This window comes from Pseudomonas sp. GL-B-19 (assembly GCF_019956415.1).
Lineage (GTDB): Bacteria > Pseudomonadota > Gammaproteobacteria > Pseudomonadales > Pseudomonadaceae > Aquipseudomonas.
Map to the genome: position 1 here is coordinate 15,229 of NZ_JAHBDK010000053.1, position 16,663 is coordinate 31,891.

Annotated in this window: 17 protein-coding genes; 12 read left to right on the plus strand and 5 right to left on the minus strand. The window is 59.6% G+C overall.

All coding sequences use genetic code 11. The features are described 5' to 3' along the window. Positions 1–21 precede the first annotated feature (21 nt). The 5 genes from KGB06_RS20500 (at position 22) to araH (ending at position 5,626) form a co-directional block, all read left to right on the plus strand. The gene (locus KGB06_RS20500) at positions 22–897 is read left to right on the plus strand and encodes an SMP-30/gluconolactonase/LRE family protein (RefSeq protein WP_223519001.1); all 876 of its coding nucleotides are present in this window, start codon (positions 22–24) and stop codon (positions 895–897) included. Between the two features lie 196 nt (positions 898–1,093). After that, positions 1,094–1,912 carry an SDR family oxidoreductase gene (locus tag KGB06_RS20505; protein WP_223519003.1) on the plus strand — a complete coding sequence of 273 codons (819 nt, stop codon included), beginning with the start codon at positions 1,094–1,096 and terminating at the stop codon, positions 1,910–1,912. A gap of 123 nt (positions 1,913–2,035) precedes the next feature. Beyond that, positions 2,036–3,037 carry a substrate-binding domain-containing protein gene (locus KGB06_RS20510; RefSeq protein ID WP_223519005.1) on the plus strand — a complete coding sequence of 334 codons (1,002 nt, stop codon included), beginning with the start codon at positions 2,036–2,038 and terminating at the stop codon, positions 3,035–3,037. Between the two features lie 63 nt (positions 3,038–3,100). Next, positions 3,101–4,645 carry an L-arabinose ABC transporter ATP-binding protein AraG gene (gene araG, locus KGB06_RS20515; RefSeq protein ID WP_223519007.1) on the plus strand — a complete coding sequence of 515 codons (1,545 nt, stop codon included), beginning with the start codon at positions 3,101–3,103 and terminating at the stop codon, positions 4,643–4,645. A 12-nt stretch (positions 4,646–4,657) separates the two neighbouring features. Then, the gene (gene araH, locus KGB06_RS20520; protein ID WP_223519351.1) at positions 4,658–5,626 is read left to right on the plus strand and encodes an L-arabinose ABC transporter permease AraH; all 969 of its coding nucleotides are present in this window, start codon (positions 4,658–4,660) and stop codon (positions 5,624–5,626) included. 210 nt (positions 5,627–5,836) lie between these two features. Here araH and KGB06_RS20525 read toward each other — a convergent pair whose 3' ends face one another. The 4 genes from KGB06_RS20525 to KGB06_RS20540 all read right to left on the minus strand — a co-directional run bounded on the left by KGB06_RS20525 (position 5,837) and on the right by KGB06_RS20540 (position 8,529). Beyond that, positions 5,837–6,091 (minus strand): hypothetical protein, encoded by a 255-nt coding sequence (locus tag KGB06_RS20525; protein ID WP_223519008.1) that lies wholly within the window; start codon positions 6,089–6,091, stop codon positions 5,837–5,839. A 47-nt stretch (positions 6,092–6,138) separates the two neighbouring features. After that, on the minus strand, positions 6,139–6,474 hold the full coding sequence (locus KGB06_RS20530) for a hypothetical protein (RefSeq protein ID WP_223519010.1): 336 nt from the start codon (positions 6,472–6,474) through the stop codon (positions 6,139–6,141). Between the two features lie 83 nt (positions 6,475–6,557). Continuing rightward, on the minus strand, positions 6,558–7,763 hold the full coding sequence (locus tag KGB06_RS20535) for an MFS transporter (protein WP_223519012.1): 1,206 nt from the start codon (positions 7,761–7,763) through the stop codon (positions 6,558–6,560). A 112-nt stretch (positions 7,764–7,875) separates the two neighbouring features. Beyond that, entirely contained in the window at positions 7,876–8,529 is a 654-nt protein-coding gene (locus KGB06_RS20540) for an HD domain-containing protein (RefSeq protein WP_223519014.1), read from the minus strand. 116 nt (positions 8,530–8,645) lie between these two features. Between KGB06_RS20540 and KGB06_RS20545 the strand changes: the two genes are divergently transcribed. From KGB06_RS20545 to KGB06_RS20570, 6 genes are all read left to right on the plus strand, one after another. Beyond that, complete coding sequence (locus KGB06_RS20545) at positions 8,646–9,128, plus strand: GNAT family N-acetyltransferase (RefSeq protein ID WP_150780608.1); 483 nt, start codon at positions 8,646–8,648, stop codon at positions 9,126–9,128. Between the two features lie 156 nt (positions 9,129–9,284). Further along, complete coding sequence (locus tag KGB06_RS20550) at positions 9,285–10,277, plus strand: 2-dehydro-3-deoxygalactonokinase (RefSeq protein ID WP_223519016.1); 993 nt, start codon at positions 9,285–9,287, stop codon at positions 10,275–10,277. A 19-nt stretch (positions 10,278–10,296) separates the two neighbouring features. After that, positions 10,297–10,917 (plus strand): 2-dehydro-3-deoxy-6-phosphogalactonate aldolase, encoded by a 621-nt coding sequence (locus KGB06_RS20555; protein ID WP_223519018.1) that lies wholly within the window; start codon positions 10,297–10,299, stop codon positions 10,915–10,917. A 61-nt stretch (positions 10,918–10,978) separates the two neighbouring features. Next, entirely contained in the window at positions 10,979–12,127 is a 1,149-nt protein-coding gene (dgoD, locus tag KGB06_RS20560; protein ID WP_223519020.1) for a galactonate dehydratase, read from the plus strand. Between the two features lie 172 nt (positions 12,128–12,299). After that, the gene (locus KGB06_RS20565) at positions 12,300–13,610 is read left to right on the plus strand and encodes an MFS transporter (protein WP_223519022.1); all 1,311 of its coding nucleotides are present in this window, start codon (positions 12,300–12,302) and stop codon (positions 13,608–13,610) included. Positions 13,611–13,669: 59 nt separating this feature from the next. Next, the gene (locus KGB06_RS20570) at positions 13,670–14,473 is read left to right on the plus strand and encodes an IclR family transcriptional regulator (protein WP_223519024.1); all 804 of its coding nucleotides are present in this window, start codon (positions 13,670–13,672) and stop codon (positions 14,471–14,473) included. Here the strand turns inward: KGB06_RS20570 and KGB06_RS20575 are convergent. Beyond that, a complete protein-coding gene (locus KGB06_RS20575; protein ID WP_223519026.1) occupies positions 14,470–15,522 on the minus strand; it encodes an NAD(P)-dependent alcohol dehydrogenase in 1,053 nt (350 codons plus the stop codon). The two genes, KGB06_RS20570 and KGB06_RS20575, sit on opposite strands and share 4 nt — an antisense overlap. 190 nt (positions 15,523–15,712) lie before the next feature. Between KGB06_RS20575 and KGB06_RS20580 the strand changes: the two genes are divergently transcribed. Continuing rightward, positions 15,713–16,603 (plus strand): AraC family transcriptional regulator, encoded by an 891-nt coding sequence (locus tag KGB06_RS20580; protein ID WP_223519028.1) that lies wholly within the window; start codon positions 15,713–15,715, stop codon positions 16,601–16,603. Positions 16,604–16,663 lie beyond the last annotated feature (60 nt).

Consider the following 16,663-nt stretch of genomic DNA (forward strand, 5'->3'; position numbering starts at 1 on the left):
AAGAACAAGGCAGGAGGTTTCATGACGTTGAATGCGCTTACCCAGCACCGCGCGCGGCTTGGCGAAGGCCCGTTCTGGGATGTACCGACGCAGGCGTTGTACTGGGTCGATATCGCCGGCAAACAAGCGCTTCGGCTGATCGGCGCCAACGTCGAGATCTGGGAAATGCCGGAACATATCTCCGCCTTCATCCCCTGCGAAAGCGGTGATGCGCTGGTCGCGTTGAGCAGTGGCGTCTATCGGCTGGACCTCGACTCACCGGGCCTTGAACCGTACCTGACCCTGCTCTGCGTGGCCGACCCGCAACCCGGCAATCGCCCCAATGAAGCCCGTTGCGATGCGCAGGGCCGGCTCTGGCTCGGCACCATGCAAAACAACATCGGCGAAAACGGTGAAGACCAGCCTGTCACCCGTCGCTCCGGCGGCCTGTTTCGTATCGACCGTGATGCGCGGGTGACGCCACTGCTTCGCGGGCTGGGGATTCCCAACACACTGCTATGGAGCGAAGACGCAACGACGCTGTTTTTCGCCGACAGCCTCGACGCCACGCTGTACCGGTATTTCATCCACGCCAACGGCAATCTGGACACCGCTTATGTCTGGTTCGGTCCCGACAAGCGTGGGGTTCCCGATGGCTCGGCCATGGACGCCGAAGGCTACATTTGGAACGCCCGCTGGGATGGCAGCTGTTTACTCCGGCTGACCCCGGACGGTCATGTTGATCGAATCATCGAACTGCCCATCAGCCGTCCCACCAGTTGCGTATTCGGCGGCGAAGACCTGAAAACCCTGTACATCACCAGCGCTGCGAGTCCACTCAACCATTCGCTGGATGGTGCGGTGTTATCGATTCGAGTGGATGTGGCCGGAAAGCCATGCGTGCGTTTCGCTGGCTGAATCCCAAAATATGGGATGTAAAATTATATATTGAGATTGTTTGGTGGGCGGGTTTATAGTCGGCCATCAGTTACACGCACTCACACTTAAAAAAACAAAACAGGTGAAGTGATGCAGCGATTTTCCAAACAGTCTTTTGACCGGACATCGACAGATGCCCGGTTTTTGTTGTGCCCGCAAAAAGGAGCGTTGATTCATGGCTGAATCTCTTTCCTTGCCACCGGTGGCTGAACCGCCCAAGGGCGAGCGCCTGAAAAACAAAGTGGTGCTGCTGACCGGTGCCGCTCAAGGCATCGGTGAGGCCATCGTTGCGGCGTTCGCGGCCCAGAAGGCCAAGTTGATCATAAGCGACATCCAGGCTGAAAAAGTCGAGAAAGTCGCGGCGCATTGGCGCGAACAAGGCGCCGATGTGGTGGCGATCAAGGCTGACGTATCGCGCCAGCAAGACCTGCACGCCATGGCCAGACTGGCGATTGACCTGCACGGCCGGATCGACGTATTGGTCAACTGCGCCGGGGTCAACGTGTTCCGTGATCCTCTGGAAATGACCGAAGAAGACTGGCATCGCTGCTTCGCCATCGACCTCGACGGCGCTTGGTACGGTTGCAAGGCAGTATTGCCGCAAATGATCGAGCAGGGCATCGGCAGCATCATCAACATCGCTTCGACCCATTCCACCCACATCATCCCCGGCTGCTTCCCGTACCCGGTGGCCAAACACGGTTTGCTCGGCCTGACCCGCGCACTCGGCATCGAATATGCGCCGAAGGGCATTCGCGTCAACGCCATCGCACCGGGCTACATCGAAACCCAATTGAACGTGGATTACTGGAACGGTTTTGCCGACCCGCAGGCCGAGCGCCAGCGCGCGTTTGACTTGCATCCACCGCGTCGCATCGGTCAACCGATTGAAGTAGCCATGACCGCCGTATTCCTGGCCAGTGATGAAGCGCCGTTCATCAATGCCTCGTGCATCACCATCGATGGCGGGCGCTCAGTGATGTATCACGACTGAACAAAACGGCTTTCAGGCGCGGAACTCCGTCTGAAAGCCAATCATCATACGATATGACTATTAGCTTCATCGTTTACACCGGCTTTCAAATAACGCTCAAAAAAAATAACAAGGAGTCAGCTTATGAATCGTCGTCGGATCCGTTCCCTGTGCTGTGCCGCTTTGGCGGTCACCGCGGTTAGCCTGAGCAGTACGCTGCTGGCGGCCGAGGAAGTGAAAATCGGTTTCCTGGTCAAGCAAGCGGAAGAGCCCTGGTTTCAGACCGAATGGGCATTCGCCGAAAAGGCCGGGAAAGAGAAGGGCTTCACGTTGATCAAGATTGCGGTGCCGGACGGCGAAAAAACCCTCTCGGCCATCGATAGCCTTGCCGCCAACGGTGCCAAGGGCTTCGTGATCTGCCCGCCCGACGTGTCCCTGGGCCCTGCGATCATGGCCAAAGCCAAGCTGAACGGTTTGAAAGTGATCGCCGTCGATGACCGCTTTGTCGATGCCAGCGGTAAGTTCATGGAAGACGTTCCGTACCTCGGCATGGCTGCGTTCGAAGTCGGCCAGAAACAAGGCAGCGCCATGGCCACCGAAGCGAAGAAACGTGGCTGGGAATGGAAAGACACCTACGCGGTGATCAACACCTTCAACGAACTCGACACCGGGAAGAAACGCACTGACGGTTCGGTCAAAGCGCTGGAAGACGCCGGCATGCCCAAAGACCACATCCTGTTCTCGGCGCTGAAAACCCTCGACGTACCGGGCAGCATGGACGCCACCAACTCGGCGCTGGTGAAACTGCCGGGCTCGGCGAAAAACCTGATCATCGGCGGCATGAACGACAACACCGTGCTCGGCGGCGTGCGCGCCACCGAAAGCGCCGGTTTCGCTGCTGCCAATGTCATCGGGATCGGCATCAATGGCACCGACGCCATCGGCGAACTGAAGAAAGCCCACAGCGGTTTCTTCGGCTCGATGCTGCCTAGCCCCCACATCGAGGGCTACAACACCGCCAGCATGATGTACGAGTGGGTCACCACCGGCACGGAACCGGCGAAATTCACCGCGATGGACGACGTAACGCTGATCACGCGCGACAACTTCAAGCAGGAACTGGAAAAGATCGGCCTGTGGAACTGAGGCTCGGTTGATTTCAACGGTGGCCCCGGCGACGGGGCTGCCTGACCTGTGAAGAGGTGTTTTATGCACGCGCAAGTACAGACATACGAACACAGCGTTGGCGGCAGCCTGCGCTTCAACGGGATCGGCAAGACCTTTCCCGGGGTGAAGGCGCTGGATGGCATCAGCTTCGTTGCGCACCCGGGGCAGGTTCACGCGTTGATGGGCGAGAACGGCGCCGGCAAATCCACACTGCTGAAAATCCTCGGCGGCGCTTACACGCCCAGCAGTGGCAACCTGCAGATCGGCGAGCAGACGATGGCATTCAAATCCACCGCCGACAGCATCGCCAACCGCGTCGCGGTGATCCATCAAGAGTTGCACCTGGTGCCCGAAATGACCGTGGCAGAGAACCTGTTTCTCGGCCACCTGCCGGCCAGTTTCGGCCTGATCAATCGCGGTACTTTGCGCCAACAGGCATTGGCTTGCCTCAAAGGCCTGGCCGATGAAATCGACCCGCAAGAGAAAGTCGGGCGCCTGTCCCTTGGTCAGCGGCAACTGGTGGAAATCGCCAAGGCGTTGTCCCGTGGCGCGCATGTGATTGCTTTTGACGAACCGACCAGCAGTCTGTCGGCGCGCGAGATCGACCGTTTGATGGCGATCATCGGACGCCTGCGCGATGAAGGCAAAGTGGTGCTGTACGTCTCCCATCGCATGGAAGAAGTGTTCCGCATCTGCAACGCGGTGACGGTGTTCAAGGACGGTCGTTACGTGCGCACGTTCGAGGACATGAGCGAACTGACCCACGACCAATTGGTGACGTGCATGGTCGGTCGCGACATTCAGGACATCTACGATTATCGGCCTCGCAAGCGTGGCGCGGTCGCGTTGAAAGCCGATGGCCTGCTCGGACCCGGCTTGCGCGAGCCGGTGAGTTTCGAGGCGCACAAAGGCGAGATTCTGGGGTTGTTCGGACTGGTCGGTGCCGGGCGCACAGAGTTGTTCCGCCTGCTCAGCGGCTTGGAGCGCAACACCGCCGGACGCCTGGAATTACGCGGCCATGAACTGAAACTGCGCTCACCTCGTGATGCAATTGCCGCCGGGATTCTGCTGTGCCCCGAGGACCGCAAGAAGGAGGGCATCATCCCGCTCGCCAGTGTCGCCGAGAACATCAACATCAGCGCACGCGGCGCCCACTCCACCTTCGGGTGTTTGTTGCGCGGCCTGTGGGAAAAGGGCAATGCCGACAAGCAGATCAAGGCGCTGAAGGTGAAGACGCCCAATGCGGCGCAAAAAATCATGTACCTGTCCGGCGGCAATCAGCAGAAGGCCATTCTCGGTCGCTGGCTGTCGATGCCGATGAAAGTCCTGTTGCTCGACGAACCGACCCGCGGCATCGACATCGGGGCCAAGGCCGAGATCTACCAGATCATCCATAACCTGGCCGAAAGCGGCATCGCGGTGATTGTGGTGTCCAGCGACCTGATGGAAGTGATGGGTATTTCCGACCGCATTCTGGTGCTCTGCGAAGGCGCGATGCGCGGCGAGTTGTCTCGCGCCGAGGCCAATGAATCCAACCTGCTGCAACTGGCTTTGCCGCGCCAACGCGCTGACGGCGTGGCGAACTGAGAGGTGACTATGATGACAACCCAAAACAACGCTCTGCCGACCCAGCGCAAACCCCTGGACCTGCGGCGCTTTCTCGATGACTGGGTGATGCTGCTGGCGGCGGTCGGGATCTTCGTGCTCTGCACGTTGCTGATCGATAACTTCCTTTCGCCACTGAACATGCGCGGCCTGGGGTTGGCGATTTCCACCACCGGGATTGCCGCGTGCACCATGTTGTATTGCCTGGCGTCCGGGCACTTTGACCTGTCGGTGGGTTCGGTGATCGCCTGTGCCGGCGTGGTCGCTGCAGTGGTGATGCGCGACACCGACAGCGTGTTCCTCGGCGTGAGTGCCGCGTTGGTGATGGGGCTGATTGTCGGGCTGATCAACGGGATTGTGATTGCCAAGCTGCGGGTCAATGCGTTGATCACCACGCTGGCGACCATGCAGATCGTTCGCGGACTGGCTTACATCTTCGCCAACGGCAAAGCGGTCGGCGTGTCGCAGGAGCAGTTCTTCGTCTTCGGTAACGGCCAGATGTTTGGCGTGCCGGTGCCGATCCTGATCACCATCGTCTGCTTCCTGTTTTTCGGCTGGCTGCTGAATTACACCACCTACGGGCGCAACACCATGGCCATCGGCGGCAACCAGGAAGCGGCATTGCTGGCCGGGGTCAACGTTGACCGGACCAAGATCATCATCTTCGCCGTGCATGGCGTGATTGGTGCGCTGGCCGGGGTAATTCTGGCGTCGCGCATGACCTCCGGGCAGCCAATGATTGGCCAGGGTTTTGAGCTGACAGTGATTTCGGCCTGTGTGTTGGGCGGGGTGTCGTTGAGTGGCGGGATCGGCATGATTCGGCACGTGATTGCCGGGGTGTTGATTCTGGCGATTATTGAAAATGCGATGAACCTGAAGAACATCGACACGTTTTACCAGTATGTGATTCGCGGTTCGATTCTGTTGCTGGCGGTCGTCATTGACCGCCTGAAACAGCGCTGATACCCCGTACTGGTAGGAGCGGCGGTGCGGCGATCGACTTGACCGCGAAAGCGGTATGTCTGACGCATTAGTATTGGATGTGCAGACGCCTTCGCGGGCAAGCCCGCTCCTACAGTGGATCTGCGTCACACACAGATCCCTTGTGGGAGCGAGCCTGCTCGCGATGGGGCCAGTAAATTCAACAACAATCCTGAGTTTTACCCAGAGTGTTCAGCTATCCAGTTTGCGTGCCGCCTCAACCCCGGCACTGCTGAGTTTGATCGGCAGATTCACCGTGTGCTCGCCAGCCTCATCGCAGGTCACATGGCCGTGTTGAATCAGCCCCCGGTCCTGCAGGGCTGCGAGGGTACTGGCCACGACTTTCTCCCCCCGATAATTGTCCAGAACCTCTTTGCCCAAGCCACTCGGGTGGGCATGCAACAGGCGGATCAGGACTTCTTTTTCCAGTTTTTTATCGTCGTTCATGCTTACCTCTTGATGTGTGTGGAGAGGTCGCTCGCGTGGGCGAACTATTAATAGGCACCGCCCTCGGAGCCCGAGCCACCGGTGGTGGTTTTCGAGCCGATGCCGCTGCCGGCATTGTCGGGTGTCTGGGTGTCGGGCATGTTCAGTCCGCTTTGACGGCCCGCGTCATTGCCCTGGATCCGTGGGTCAGTGCCCGTCGCGGGCGGCAGGTTACTGTCGATACCGGTGCCGTGGGTGTTCATGCTGGGTGCGCTCTGGATGGCGGGCGCTTTCGGGCCCTCGACCGGGTTGGTCGGGCCCGTTCCTTCAGCGAGTGTGGCGGCGAACGCAGCAGAGGACAGCAGTGTGGCGAGAGCGAGGGCGGTCAACCTGGACATGAACATGGCATCGTCTCCGTTTAATAGAGTCTCTACCTGATATTGGTCCGCCTCGCGTTCGAATTGGTGCCTGATGAATGACGAACGGTTCAGGCCTGCTGCACGGATTTAACCGGCGCGACGCGACGCCAGATCAACCGGCCTACGGTGATCAACCAGTTCAGTATAGCCACGGCCAGCACGGTCAGGAGCAACGCGGGCATCCCTTGTTCGACTATGATTTTTCCGGCCAGCAAGGGAAAACCAAACACGCCGATGAAGTAGGAGAGGCTGAACAACAGCAAGGCTTGCGAGGTCGTGCCGTGCGGCGCTTCGTTGGCCGCCAGGCCGTTGATCACCGAATAGGTCAGACCGTATCCGACCCCGAGCATCACGGCTGCCAGTACATAACTGAGCCCGCTGTCGACCACGAAACCAAACAGCACAATCGACCCCATCATCAGGCCCGACAACAGGCACGATGCGCGGAACGGGTCACGTTTGACCACGATGCCGGCAATCAGCATTCGGCTGCTGATCGCCGCGCCCATGAAGCCAAAAAAGAACAGCGAATAATCCAGCGAGCGGGATTCGGCGTAACTGGTCTGGAAGCTCGACAGGCCGCCGAACACGCAACCACCAAGACCGACCATGAGGATCGGGAACACGGCCCGGGACGACAGCACCTGGGCCGTTGCGCGCCAGGAAATTCGCGCGACCGAGGTGGCGGGTGCGGGCGTTTTTCTGATCTGTGCATCCAGTCGCCAGAACAGTAAAACGCCGATCAGGCTGGCCATTGCAGCGAGGTAAAACGCGGCGGTTACCGGATAGCCGAGGGCGCTGGCAGCGCGGCCCAGTAAAGGGCCGCTGCCGATCCCGGTCATCATGCTGCCCGACAGCAGCGCAAAGTATTTGGCCCGTTGGGCCGGTGTCACCAAGCTGGCCACAATGATCGGCCCGAGGGTGTAAAACACGCCCCAACCCAGCCCCAGCAACAGTCCAAAAAACAACAGCGCAGTGCCGAAGCCCGGGGTCAAGGCGAAGCCGAGGCTGGCCGCCACCAGTAAGACGCCGAACAAGGCAATCGAGCGCGCGGCACCGAGCCAGTCAGACAAATGCCCCGAGACGATCACCGCCGCGAACGTGCTGAGCATGGCCGCCGAAATCACACTGCCTGCATCGTGTTCATTGCCACCGCGTGAGCCGATCAGCAACGACAGCAAAAAAGTCGAGCCGTAGGACAGCGACAGCAAATAGCTGGCAAGGCAAAACAGGCCGAACAACCGGCTGGAGACTGGGGGTGTTGCGCTGGACATGACGCGGTTCCTTGAGCCGATAGAAATGAGCGTCTGATATCTATCACGCATCGCGCCGATGTTAGGTCCTGGGTTAGCGATTTCAGGATTAGCGCTGGCCGGAGTATTGCCTTCAGCAGACGCCGATCTCTTCCTTGAACTGCTCCATGAAACCTTTCAGACGCTCATGCCTGAGCTGTGCCAGGCGTCGACCGGTGGCGGTCTGGAAACCGTCCGCCAGGTGCAGCAGCTTGGTCTGGAAATGATCGAGGCAAAAGCGTGTGTCGTCGTAGTCACGGTACTTTGCTTCTGGATCCTGCGGGTCGTACAACGCGCTGCCCATGCGCCCGGCAACGTAGAACGTGCGCGCGACACCGAGCAAGCCGAGGGAATCGAGGCGATCGGCGTCTTGCATGATTTTCGCTTCGAGCGTAGTGGGGGTGATGTTGGCAGAAAAGCTGTGTGCTTCGATAGCGTGGGCTACTGCGCTGATTCTTTCGTTCGGCCAATGTAGGTCGGCCAACACGCCGGACGCTTTTTCGGCAGCCAGTCGAGACGCCTGCGAACGCAACGGCGAGTTCTTCTCCACCGCCACGCAATCATGCAACAGCACCGCTGCCAGCAGCACCTCAAGCTCGCCACCTTCTTGCGTATGAATCGTGCGCACGTTGTGCCAGACCCGCTGCAAGTGCGACAGGTCATGAGCACCGTCCTCTGAGGGCTCCAGCGCGTAGGGCAGCAATTGAGCGGCGAGGTTTTGCAGGGGGGCGAAAGTATCAGTGGTCATAACAGTCCTTTGAATGTGAAAACGTTGCACCATAGTTCAGCTTTGAATTTCCAGTGTGACGGACGTAGCCTGGCAACTTAGTATGGCGTTTTCAACCTTTGACGAAGGCACGTCCCATGACGATCGAGATCCGCCCGGCGACCCCCAGCGATGCACCGCAAATCCTCGGGTTCATCACTGAACTGGCCGACTATGAACGTGCCCGCCACGAAGTCATCGCCAGCGTCGCCGACATCGAGCGCAGTCTGTTCAGCGAAGGCGCCACCGCTCACGGCCTGATCTGCCTGCGCGACGGTCAGCCGATCGGCTTCGCCGTGTTCTTCTTCAGCTATTCCACCTGGCTCGGCAGCAACTGCCTGTACCTCGAAGACCTCTACATCACCCCCGAACAACGCGGAGGTGGTGCGGGCAAAACCTTGCTGCGCCACCTGGCGAAAATCGCCTGCGCCAATGATTGCGGGCGTTTTGAATGGAGCGTGCTGGACTGGAACAAACCGGCGATCGAGTTCTATAAATCGTTGGGTGCGCAACCACAGGAAGAGTGGGTGCGATACCGGATGGATGGGGCGGTGTTGCGCGAGTTTGCCGAGGGTAATTAAACGCCAGCATCGCCGGTTAAAAGATCGCAGCCTTGAGTTGCGATTTTTTTTGCGTTAATCCCAATATATGGGAGTGATATTTATATATTGAGATTATTGCGCTTCCCGGTTTATAGTCCCGCTCACTCACTGCCAATAAACAAAACAGGTGAAGCGATGCTGGCGCAATTGATCGCGCTCGATTGGGGGACAACCTCATTACGTGCTTACAAACTCGCCGCGAATGGCCAAGTGCTTGAACAACGTTCGTTGTCGTTGGGGATCATGCAGCTGCCCAAGACGCCGCGAATCATTAAAGGTCAGGCATGCACTGACGGTTTTGAACTGGCCTTCGATGAGGCCTGTGGTGACTGGCTCGACGCGCAGCCGGATTTACCTGTGATTGCCTGTGGCATGGTCGGCAGCGCTCAGGGCTGGCGCGAAGCGGCCTACCGCGATACGCCGGCGAACGTCGCCAATCTCGGAAATTCCCTACAAACGGTTCGCAGTCTTCGCGGTGTCGATGTGCACATCGTGCCGGGTGTGATTCAGCGTTCGCCGTTGCCGAACGTGATGCGCGGCGAAGAAACCCAGGTACTTGGCGTTCTGCACACTCTTCAGGGCGAGGCGGGCAACGATCTGCTGATCGGCTTGCCAGGCAGTCATTCGAAATGGGTGGAAGTGGCCGACGGCTGCATCGTGCATTTCGATACGTTCATGACCGGCGAAATTTTCGCCGTGCTCAGCGAACACAGCATTCTGGGGCGCACCCAGCAAAAAGGCGCGTCATTCGATGGCCAGGCTTTTGATCGTGGGGTGCAAGTGGCCTTGTCGGTGGACGGCGAGATTGGCCCGTTATCGACATTGTTCAGTGCCCGCAGCCTCGGGCTGATCGGTGATCTGAGCGCCACGGCCCAGGCGGATTACTTGTCGGGGCTGTTGATCGGTCATGAACTGTCAGCGCTGGCGACCGCCCAGCGACGTCGGCGCAATAGCGTACACCTGCCTTCGATCATCCTCATCGGTAATGCCCAACTCTGTGCCCGCTACAGCCGGGCCCTCGACGCCTGCGGTTTTGCTCGGGTGCTGCTGGCTGAGCAAGCCACCGAACGCGGGTTGTGGCAATTGGCGCTCGCCGCTGGACTGATCACACCCAACCCATCCCGTTAAACCTGACTGGAGGTCTGACATGCTCAAACACGCCTTGGCGCAAAACGGCCTGATCGCGATCCTGCGTGGCCTGCACCCGGAAGAAGCGGCGGCCATCGGCGAAGTCCTGTACGCCGCCGGATTTCGTGTCATCGAAGTGCCGCTCAATTCCCCTGAGCCGTACGAAAGTATCCGCATCCTGCGCAGTACCTTGCCTGCCGATTGCCTGATCGGTGCGGGAACGGTGCTGACACCGGAGCAAGTCGAGCAAGTGAAAGCCGCCGGCGGCCAAGTGATCGTCATGCCGCACAGCGATCCCAAGGTGCTGCGCGCAGCGAAAGCGGCGGGGTTGTTCCTGTCACCGGGTGTGGCGACGCCGACGGAAGCCTTTGCCGCATTGGCCGAAGGTGCGGACGTGCTGAAGATGTTTCCCGCCGAGCAGATGGGGCCGGCCGTCGTCAAAGCCTGGCTCGCGGTATTGCCTGTCGGAACCGTTCTGGCGCCGGTCGGCGGTATCACGCCGGACAACATGCAGGTGTTTATCGACGCTGGCGTCAAAGGCTTCGGCCTCGGTTCAGGTTTGTTCAAGCCGGGGATGACGCCAGCGGACGTGGCCGTCAATGCCAAGGCCTACGTGGCTGCCTGGAAAGCCCTTCGCTAAGACTTTTTGGCGCTGTGAGCGCTGCATCTATAAGAGCTGCATTTATAAAAAGAGAGCAGAGATGAAAATTACTAAACTCACCACCTTCATCGTTCCACCGCGCTGGTGCTTTCTCAAGGTCGAAACCGACGAGGGCGTGACCGGTTGGGGCGAGCCCGTGGTTGAAGGCCGCGCCCACACGGTTGCGGCTGCGGTTGAAGAATTGTCCGACTACCTGATCGGCAAAGACCCACGCAACATCGAAGACATCTGGACTGTGCTGTATCGCGGCGGCTTCTACCGGGGCGGCGCGATCCATATGAGCGCGCTGGCCGGTATCGATCAGGCGTTGTGGGACATCAAGGGCAAGGCGCTGGGCGTGTCGGTCAGTGATTTGCTCGGTGGTCAGGTGCGGGACAAGATTCGTGTGTATTCGTGGATCGGCGGCGACCGGCCAGCGGACACTGCGCGCGCGGCGAAAGAAGCGGTCTCCCGTGGTTTTACTGCGGTAAAAATGAACGGTACCGAAGAACTGCAATTTCTCGATTCCTTCGAGAAAGTCGACCTGGCCCTGGCCAATGTCGCCGCCGTGCGTGACGCGGTCGGACCGAACGTCGGCATCGGCGTCGACTTCCATGGCCGGGTGCACAAGCCCATGGCCAAGGTGCTGATGAAGGAACTCGATCCGTACAAACTGATGTTCATCGAAGAGCCGGTGCTCAGCGAAAACTATGAAGCGCTGAAGGAACTGGCGCCGCTGAGCAGCACCCCGATTGCCCTCGGTGAACGGCTGTTCTCGCGCTGGGATTTCAAGCGCGTACTGAGCGAAGGTTACGTCGACATCATCCAGCCGGATGCGTCGCACGCCGGTGGCATCACCGAAACCCGTAAAATCGCCAACATGGCCGAAGCCTACGACGTGGCGCTGGCGCTGCATTGCCCGCTGGGGCCGATCGCCTTGGCGGCGTGCCTGCAACTGGACGCGGTTTGCTACAACGCGTTCATCCAGGAACAGAGCCTGGGCATCCATTACAACGAGAGCAATGACCTGCTCGATTACGTGAAAGATCCGCGGGTGTTCGACTACGACAAAGGCTTCGTGAAGATCCCGAATGGCCCGGGCCTGGGTATCGAGATCAACGAGGAATACGTGATCGAACGCGCCGCCGTCGGCCACCGCTGGCGCAACCCGATCTGGCGTCATGCCGATGGCAGTTTTGCTGAGTGGTGATTGATTTCTGATCCACCCCAAACCCCCTGTAGGAGCTGGCTTGCCAGCGAAAGCGTCCTGTCAGTCACATCAATGTCGGACGTCATGCCGCCTTCGCTGGCAAGCCAGCTCCTACAGGGGGCGCTGCAAGTCTTCTAGACGACCTCAATAAACATAAGAAGAGGCACTCCTCATGCAATCGCAAACCCTCACCGGGCAAGCGTCGTTGGTGACGCCCAGTCGCAAGCGATTTTTCATCATGGTCCTGCTGTTCATCACCGTGGTGATCAACTACCTGGACCGCAGTAACCTGTCCATCGCAGCCCCGGCGCTGACCAGCGAACTGGGCATCGATCCGATCCACGTCGGGCTGATCTTCTCGGCCTTCGGCTGGACCTACGCCGCGATGCAAATTCCCGGCGGCTGGCTGGTGGACCGTGTTCCACCGCGCATCCTCTACAGCGTCGCCTTGTTGCTGTGGTCGATCGCCACGGTCATGCTCGGTTTCGCCGCGAGTTTCATCGCGCTGTTCGTCTTGCGCATGGCGGTCGGTGCCCTGGAAGCCCCGGCCTATCCGATCAACAGTCGCGTGGTCACCACTTGGTTCCCCGAGCGCGAACGCGCCACTGCCATCGGTTTCTACACCTCTGGGCAGTTCGTCGGCCTGGCATTCCTGACGCCGGTACTCGCATGGTTGCAGCATGAATTTGGCTGGCACATGGTGTTCATCAGCACCGGTGCGGTGGGCATTCTGTGGGCGGTGATCTGGTACGCGGTGTACCGCGAGCCTCGGGATTTCAAAGGCGTCAACGATGCTGAAATCGACCTGATCCGCGAGGGTGGCGGGCTGGTGGATATCCAGGCCGAGCAAGCCAAAGTCAAAGCGAAGTTCAGCTGGACTGACCTCGGGATTGTTCTGACTAAACGCAAACTGTGGGGCATTTACCTCGGCCAGTTCTGCCTCAACTCGACGCTGTGGTTTTTCCTGACGTGGTTCCCGACTTACCTGGTGAAATATCGCGGCATGGACTTCATCAAGTCTGGCCTGCTGGCGTCGCTGCCGTTTCTCGCCGCCTTCGTCGGTGTGTTGTGTTCGGGGTTCTTCTCTGACTTCCTGATCCGTCGCGGTTACACGGTAGGTTTCGCCCGTAAATTGCCGATCATTGGCGGCCTGCTGATTTCCACCTCGATCATCGGCGCCAACTTCGTCGAATCGACGCCGCTGGTGATTGCCTTCCTCGCGCTGGCCTTCTTCGGCAACGGTCTGGCGTCGATCACCTGGTCGCTGGTTTCAACCTTGGCACCGGCACGATTGTTGGGACTGACCGGCGGGGTGTTCAACTTCATCGGCAACTTGTCGGCGATCACCACGCCGATTGTCATCGGTTTCCTGGCGACCGGTGATTCGTTTGCCCCGGCGATTACCTACATCTCGGTTCTGGCATTGATTGGCGCGCTTTCCTACATCTTGCTGGTGGGCAAAGTCGAGCGTATCAAGTTGTAGTTGCGGGCATCGGGCGACCATAATGCCGCCCGTCACTCGCTCAACGGTAAAGGCTGGATATGCAGGAAGACGCCCCAAAAATCGCCAAGGACGCCGCGCCGACCGGCACCCAGACACTGCTTCGTGGTTTGGGTGTGGTTCAGGCTGTGGCCAGCGGCGCCCGCGATCTCAAGGAAATCGCCCGGCTGATCGGCACGACGCGCAGCACCACCCATCGTCTGGCCAGTTGTCTGGTGGACGAGCGTTACCTGCGTGTGGTGCCGCAGGTCGGCTACCTGTTGGGGCCAAAGCTGATCGAACTGGGTTTCCAGGCGCGCGAAGAGTTGCCACTGGTGACGTTGGCCGGGCCGTATCTGGATGAATTGTCGGCGTTGACCGGCGACACCATTCACCTGGCAATTCGTGAGGGCGACGAGGTGTTGTACCTGCACAAGAATCCGGGTCGCAATGGCCCGGAAATGCGTTCGCGGGTCGGCCATCGCATGCCGTTGGCGCGCACCGGGATCGGCAAGGCGCTGATGCTGGATGACACGCAGGAAGAATGGCAGCGGCTGTACGAAATCAGCTTGCCGGCGGGTGGGAAAAATCTGTTTTGGCCGCAGCACCCGGAGCAATCCTGGGAGCAGTTTCAGCAGCGCATGGTCGAGTACGTGGCGGGCGGTTATGCCTTTGATCTGGAAGACAACGAACCGTCGATCCGTTGTGTGGCGGCGCCGATTCGTGATGCCAGCAAGCGCATCGTCGCCGGCATCAGCATCGCCAGCACCGTGCCGTACATGCCGCTGGAAAAAATGGCCGAGCTGATTCCCCTGATCAAAGGGGTCACAACCCGGCTGTCGGCAGAACTGGGCTTGAAGGTTTAGACCTTCAAGGTCGCCATGTCGATAACGAAGCGGTATTTCACATCCCCGGCGATCATGCGGGCGTAAGCCTCGTTGATCTGGCGGATGTCGAGCATTTCGATGTCGCAGGTGATGTTGTGCTCGGCGCAGAAATCCAGCACTTCCTGGGTTTCGGCAATACCGCCGATCAACGAACCGGCGAGCACGCGACGTCCCAACACCAGTTTGGCGGCGTGGACCGGTGGATCGATCGGTTCAATCAAACCCACCAGAATGTGCACGCCGTCGAAACGCAGGGTGTCGAGGTAGGGGTTGAGGTCGTGCTGCACCGGAATGGTGTCGAGCAGGAAGTCGAATTGGCCAGCTGCAGCCGTCATCTGCTCGGCATCGGTAGACACGATCACGTGGTCTGCGCCCTGGCGACGACCTTCTTCGGCCTTGCTCGCCGAACGGGTGAACAGGGTGACTTCGGCGCCCATCGCCTTGGCGAACTTGATGCCCATGTGACCGAGGCCGCCCATGCCGAGGATCCCGACTCTATCACCGGCCTTGACGCCGTAATGCTTGAGCGGCGAGTAGGTGGTGATGCCGGCGCAGAGGATCGGCGCGGCGCTGGCCAAGGCGAGTTTTTCCGGGATGCGCACGACAAAGTGCTCGCTGACCACGATGCTGTCAGAGTAGCCGCCCATGGTGTTGCTGCCATCGACCCGGTCCGGGGTGGCGTAGGTCATGGTCGGACCTTCAAGGCAGTATTGCTCAAGGTTCGACTGGCAGGCTTCGCAGCTGCGGCAGGAATCGACCATGCAGCCGACGCCAACCAGATCCCCGACCTTGTGCCGGGTCACGTTCGCACCGATGGCGGTCACTTTGCCTACGATCTCGTGACCGGGCATCAGCGGGTAAACGGCAATTCCCCACTCGTTGCGCGCCTGGTGGATGTCGGAATGGCAGACGCCGCAGTAGAGAATCTCGATCGCCACATCATCGGCCCGAGGGCTGCGACGTTCGAATTTCACGGGGGCGAGGGGAGTGGTGGCCGACTGGGCGGCGTATCCGATGGCGGTGTACATGAGGAACCTCGCAAAAGGTGTGACAGGTGAGGCGGTGCATTCTGGGCGCCGCACCTTGCACCGGCCATGGCGATTCCTCCGGGTGTCATGCCTATTCCTCCGGCATCCACGTGCGATTGATCAAATGGATGATCAGACCTGCGAAGATGCTTTCATCCCTTTTTCCGCGACTTTTTTGTGAAGAGCTCCCATGTTGTTGACCCGTCATCTCGATGCCAATGCCACGCTGGTTTCGTTGATCCAGCCGCTGACCACTCGCGACGGCTTCGCGCCCACCGCGTTGCCGGGAGTGCAGGTGTTGCGTGCCAGTTGCGATGTCGCCCGTGGCCCGCAGATTTATGAGCCGAGCCTGGTCATCATCGTCCAGGGCAGCAAATTGGCGTACCTGGGCCCGCGAACTCTGGAGTACGGCGCTGGGCATTATCTGATTCAGGCATTGCCGGTGCCGTTTGAGTGCGAAACCTTTGCCGCGCCGGATGGGCCGATGCTGGGCATTTCCATCGCGATAGACCGGATTTTGCTCGGTGAATTGGTGTTGGCCATGGGGCTCGTGTCCGGGCGCAGTATTGCTGCGCAAACGCTGGAGTCCATGACCTCGACAGTGCTCGACGACGCGATGCGTGGATGCGTGGAACGGTTGCTGCGTTGCCTGCACGATCCGCTGGAATGTCAGGTCATGGGCCAGGCGCGTTTGCGTGAGTTGTTGTTCGTCGCGTTGCGCGGGCCGCAAGCCGATGTGTTGCGCGCGCTGGTGGAGCAGCAGGGGCAATTCGCCCGGGTTGCGGCATCGCTCAGCCATCTGCATGCGCATTACACCGAGCCGCTGAATGTCGAGACCCTGGCCAGTTGCGCGAATATGAGTGCGTCGACGTTTCATGAGCATTTCAAACGCAGCACGTTGTTGTCGCCGGTGCAGTACTTGAAGCGTTTGCGCTTGCTCAAGGCGCAGCAGTTGTTGCTGTCTGAAGGCTTGGGGGTGGCGCAAGTGGCGCATCGGGTGGGTTATCAGAGTACGTCGCAGTTCAGCCGGGAGTACAAGCGCTACTTTGAGCGTAATCCCGGAGAAGAACGCGCTGCCTGAGTTGGCAAAAGATCCCCTGTAGGAGCCGAGCTTGCTCGCGATAGCGGTGTGTCAGCCAAC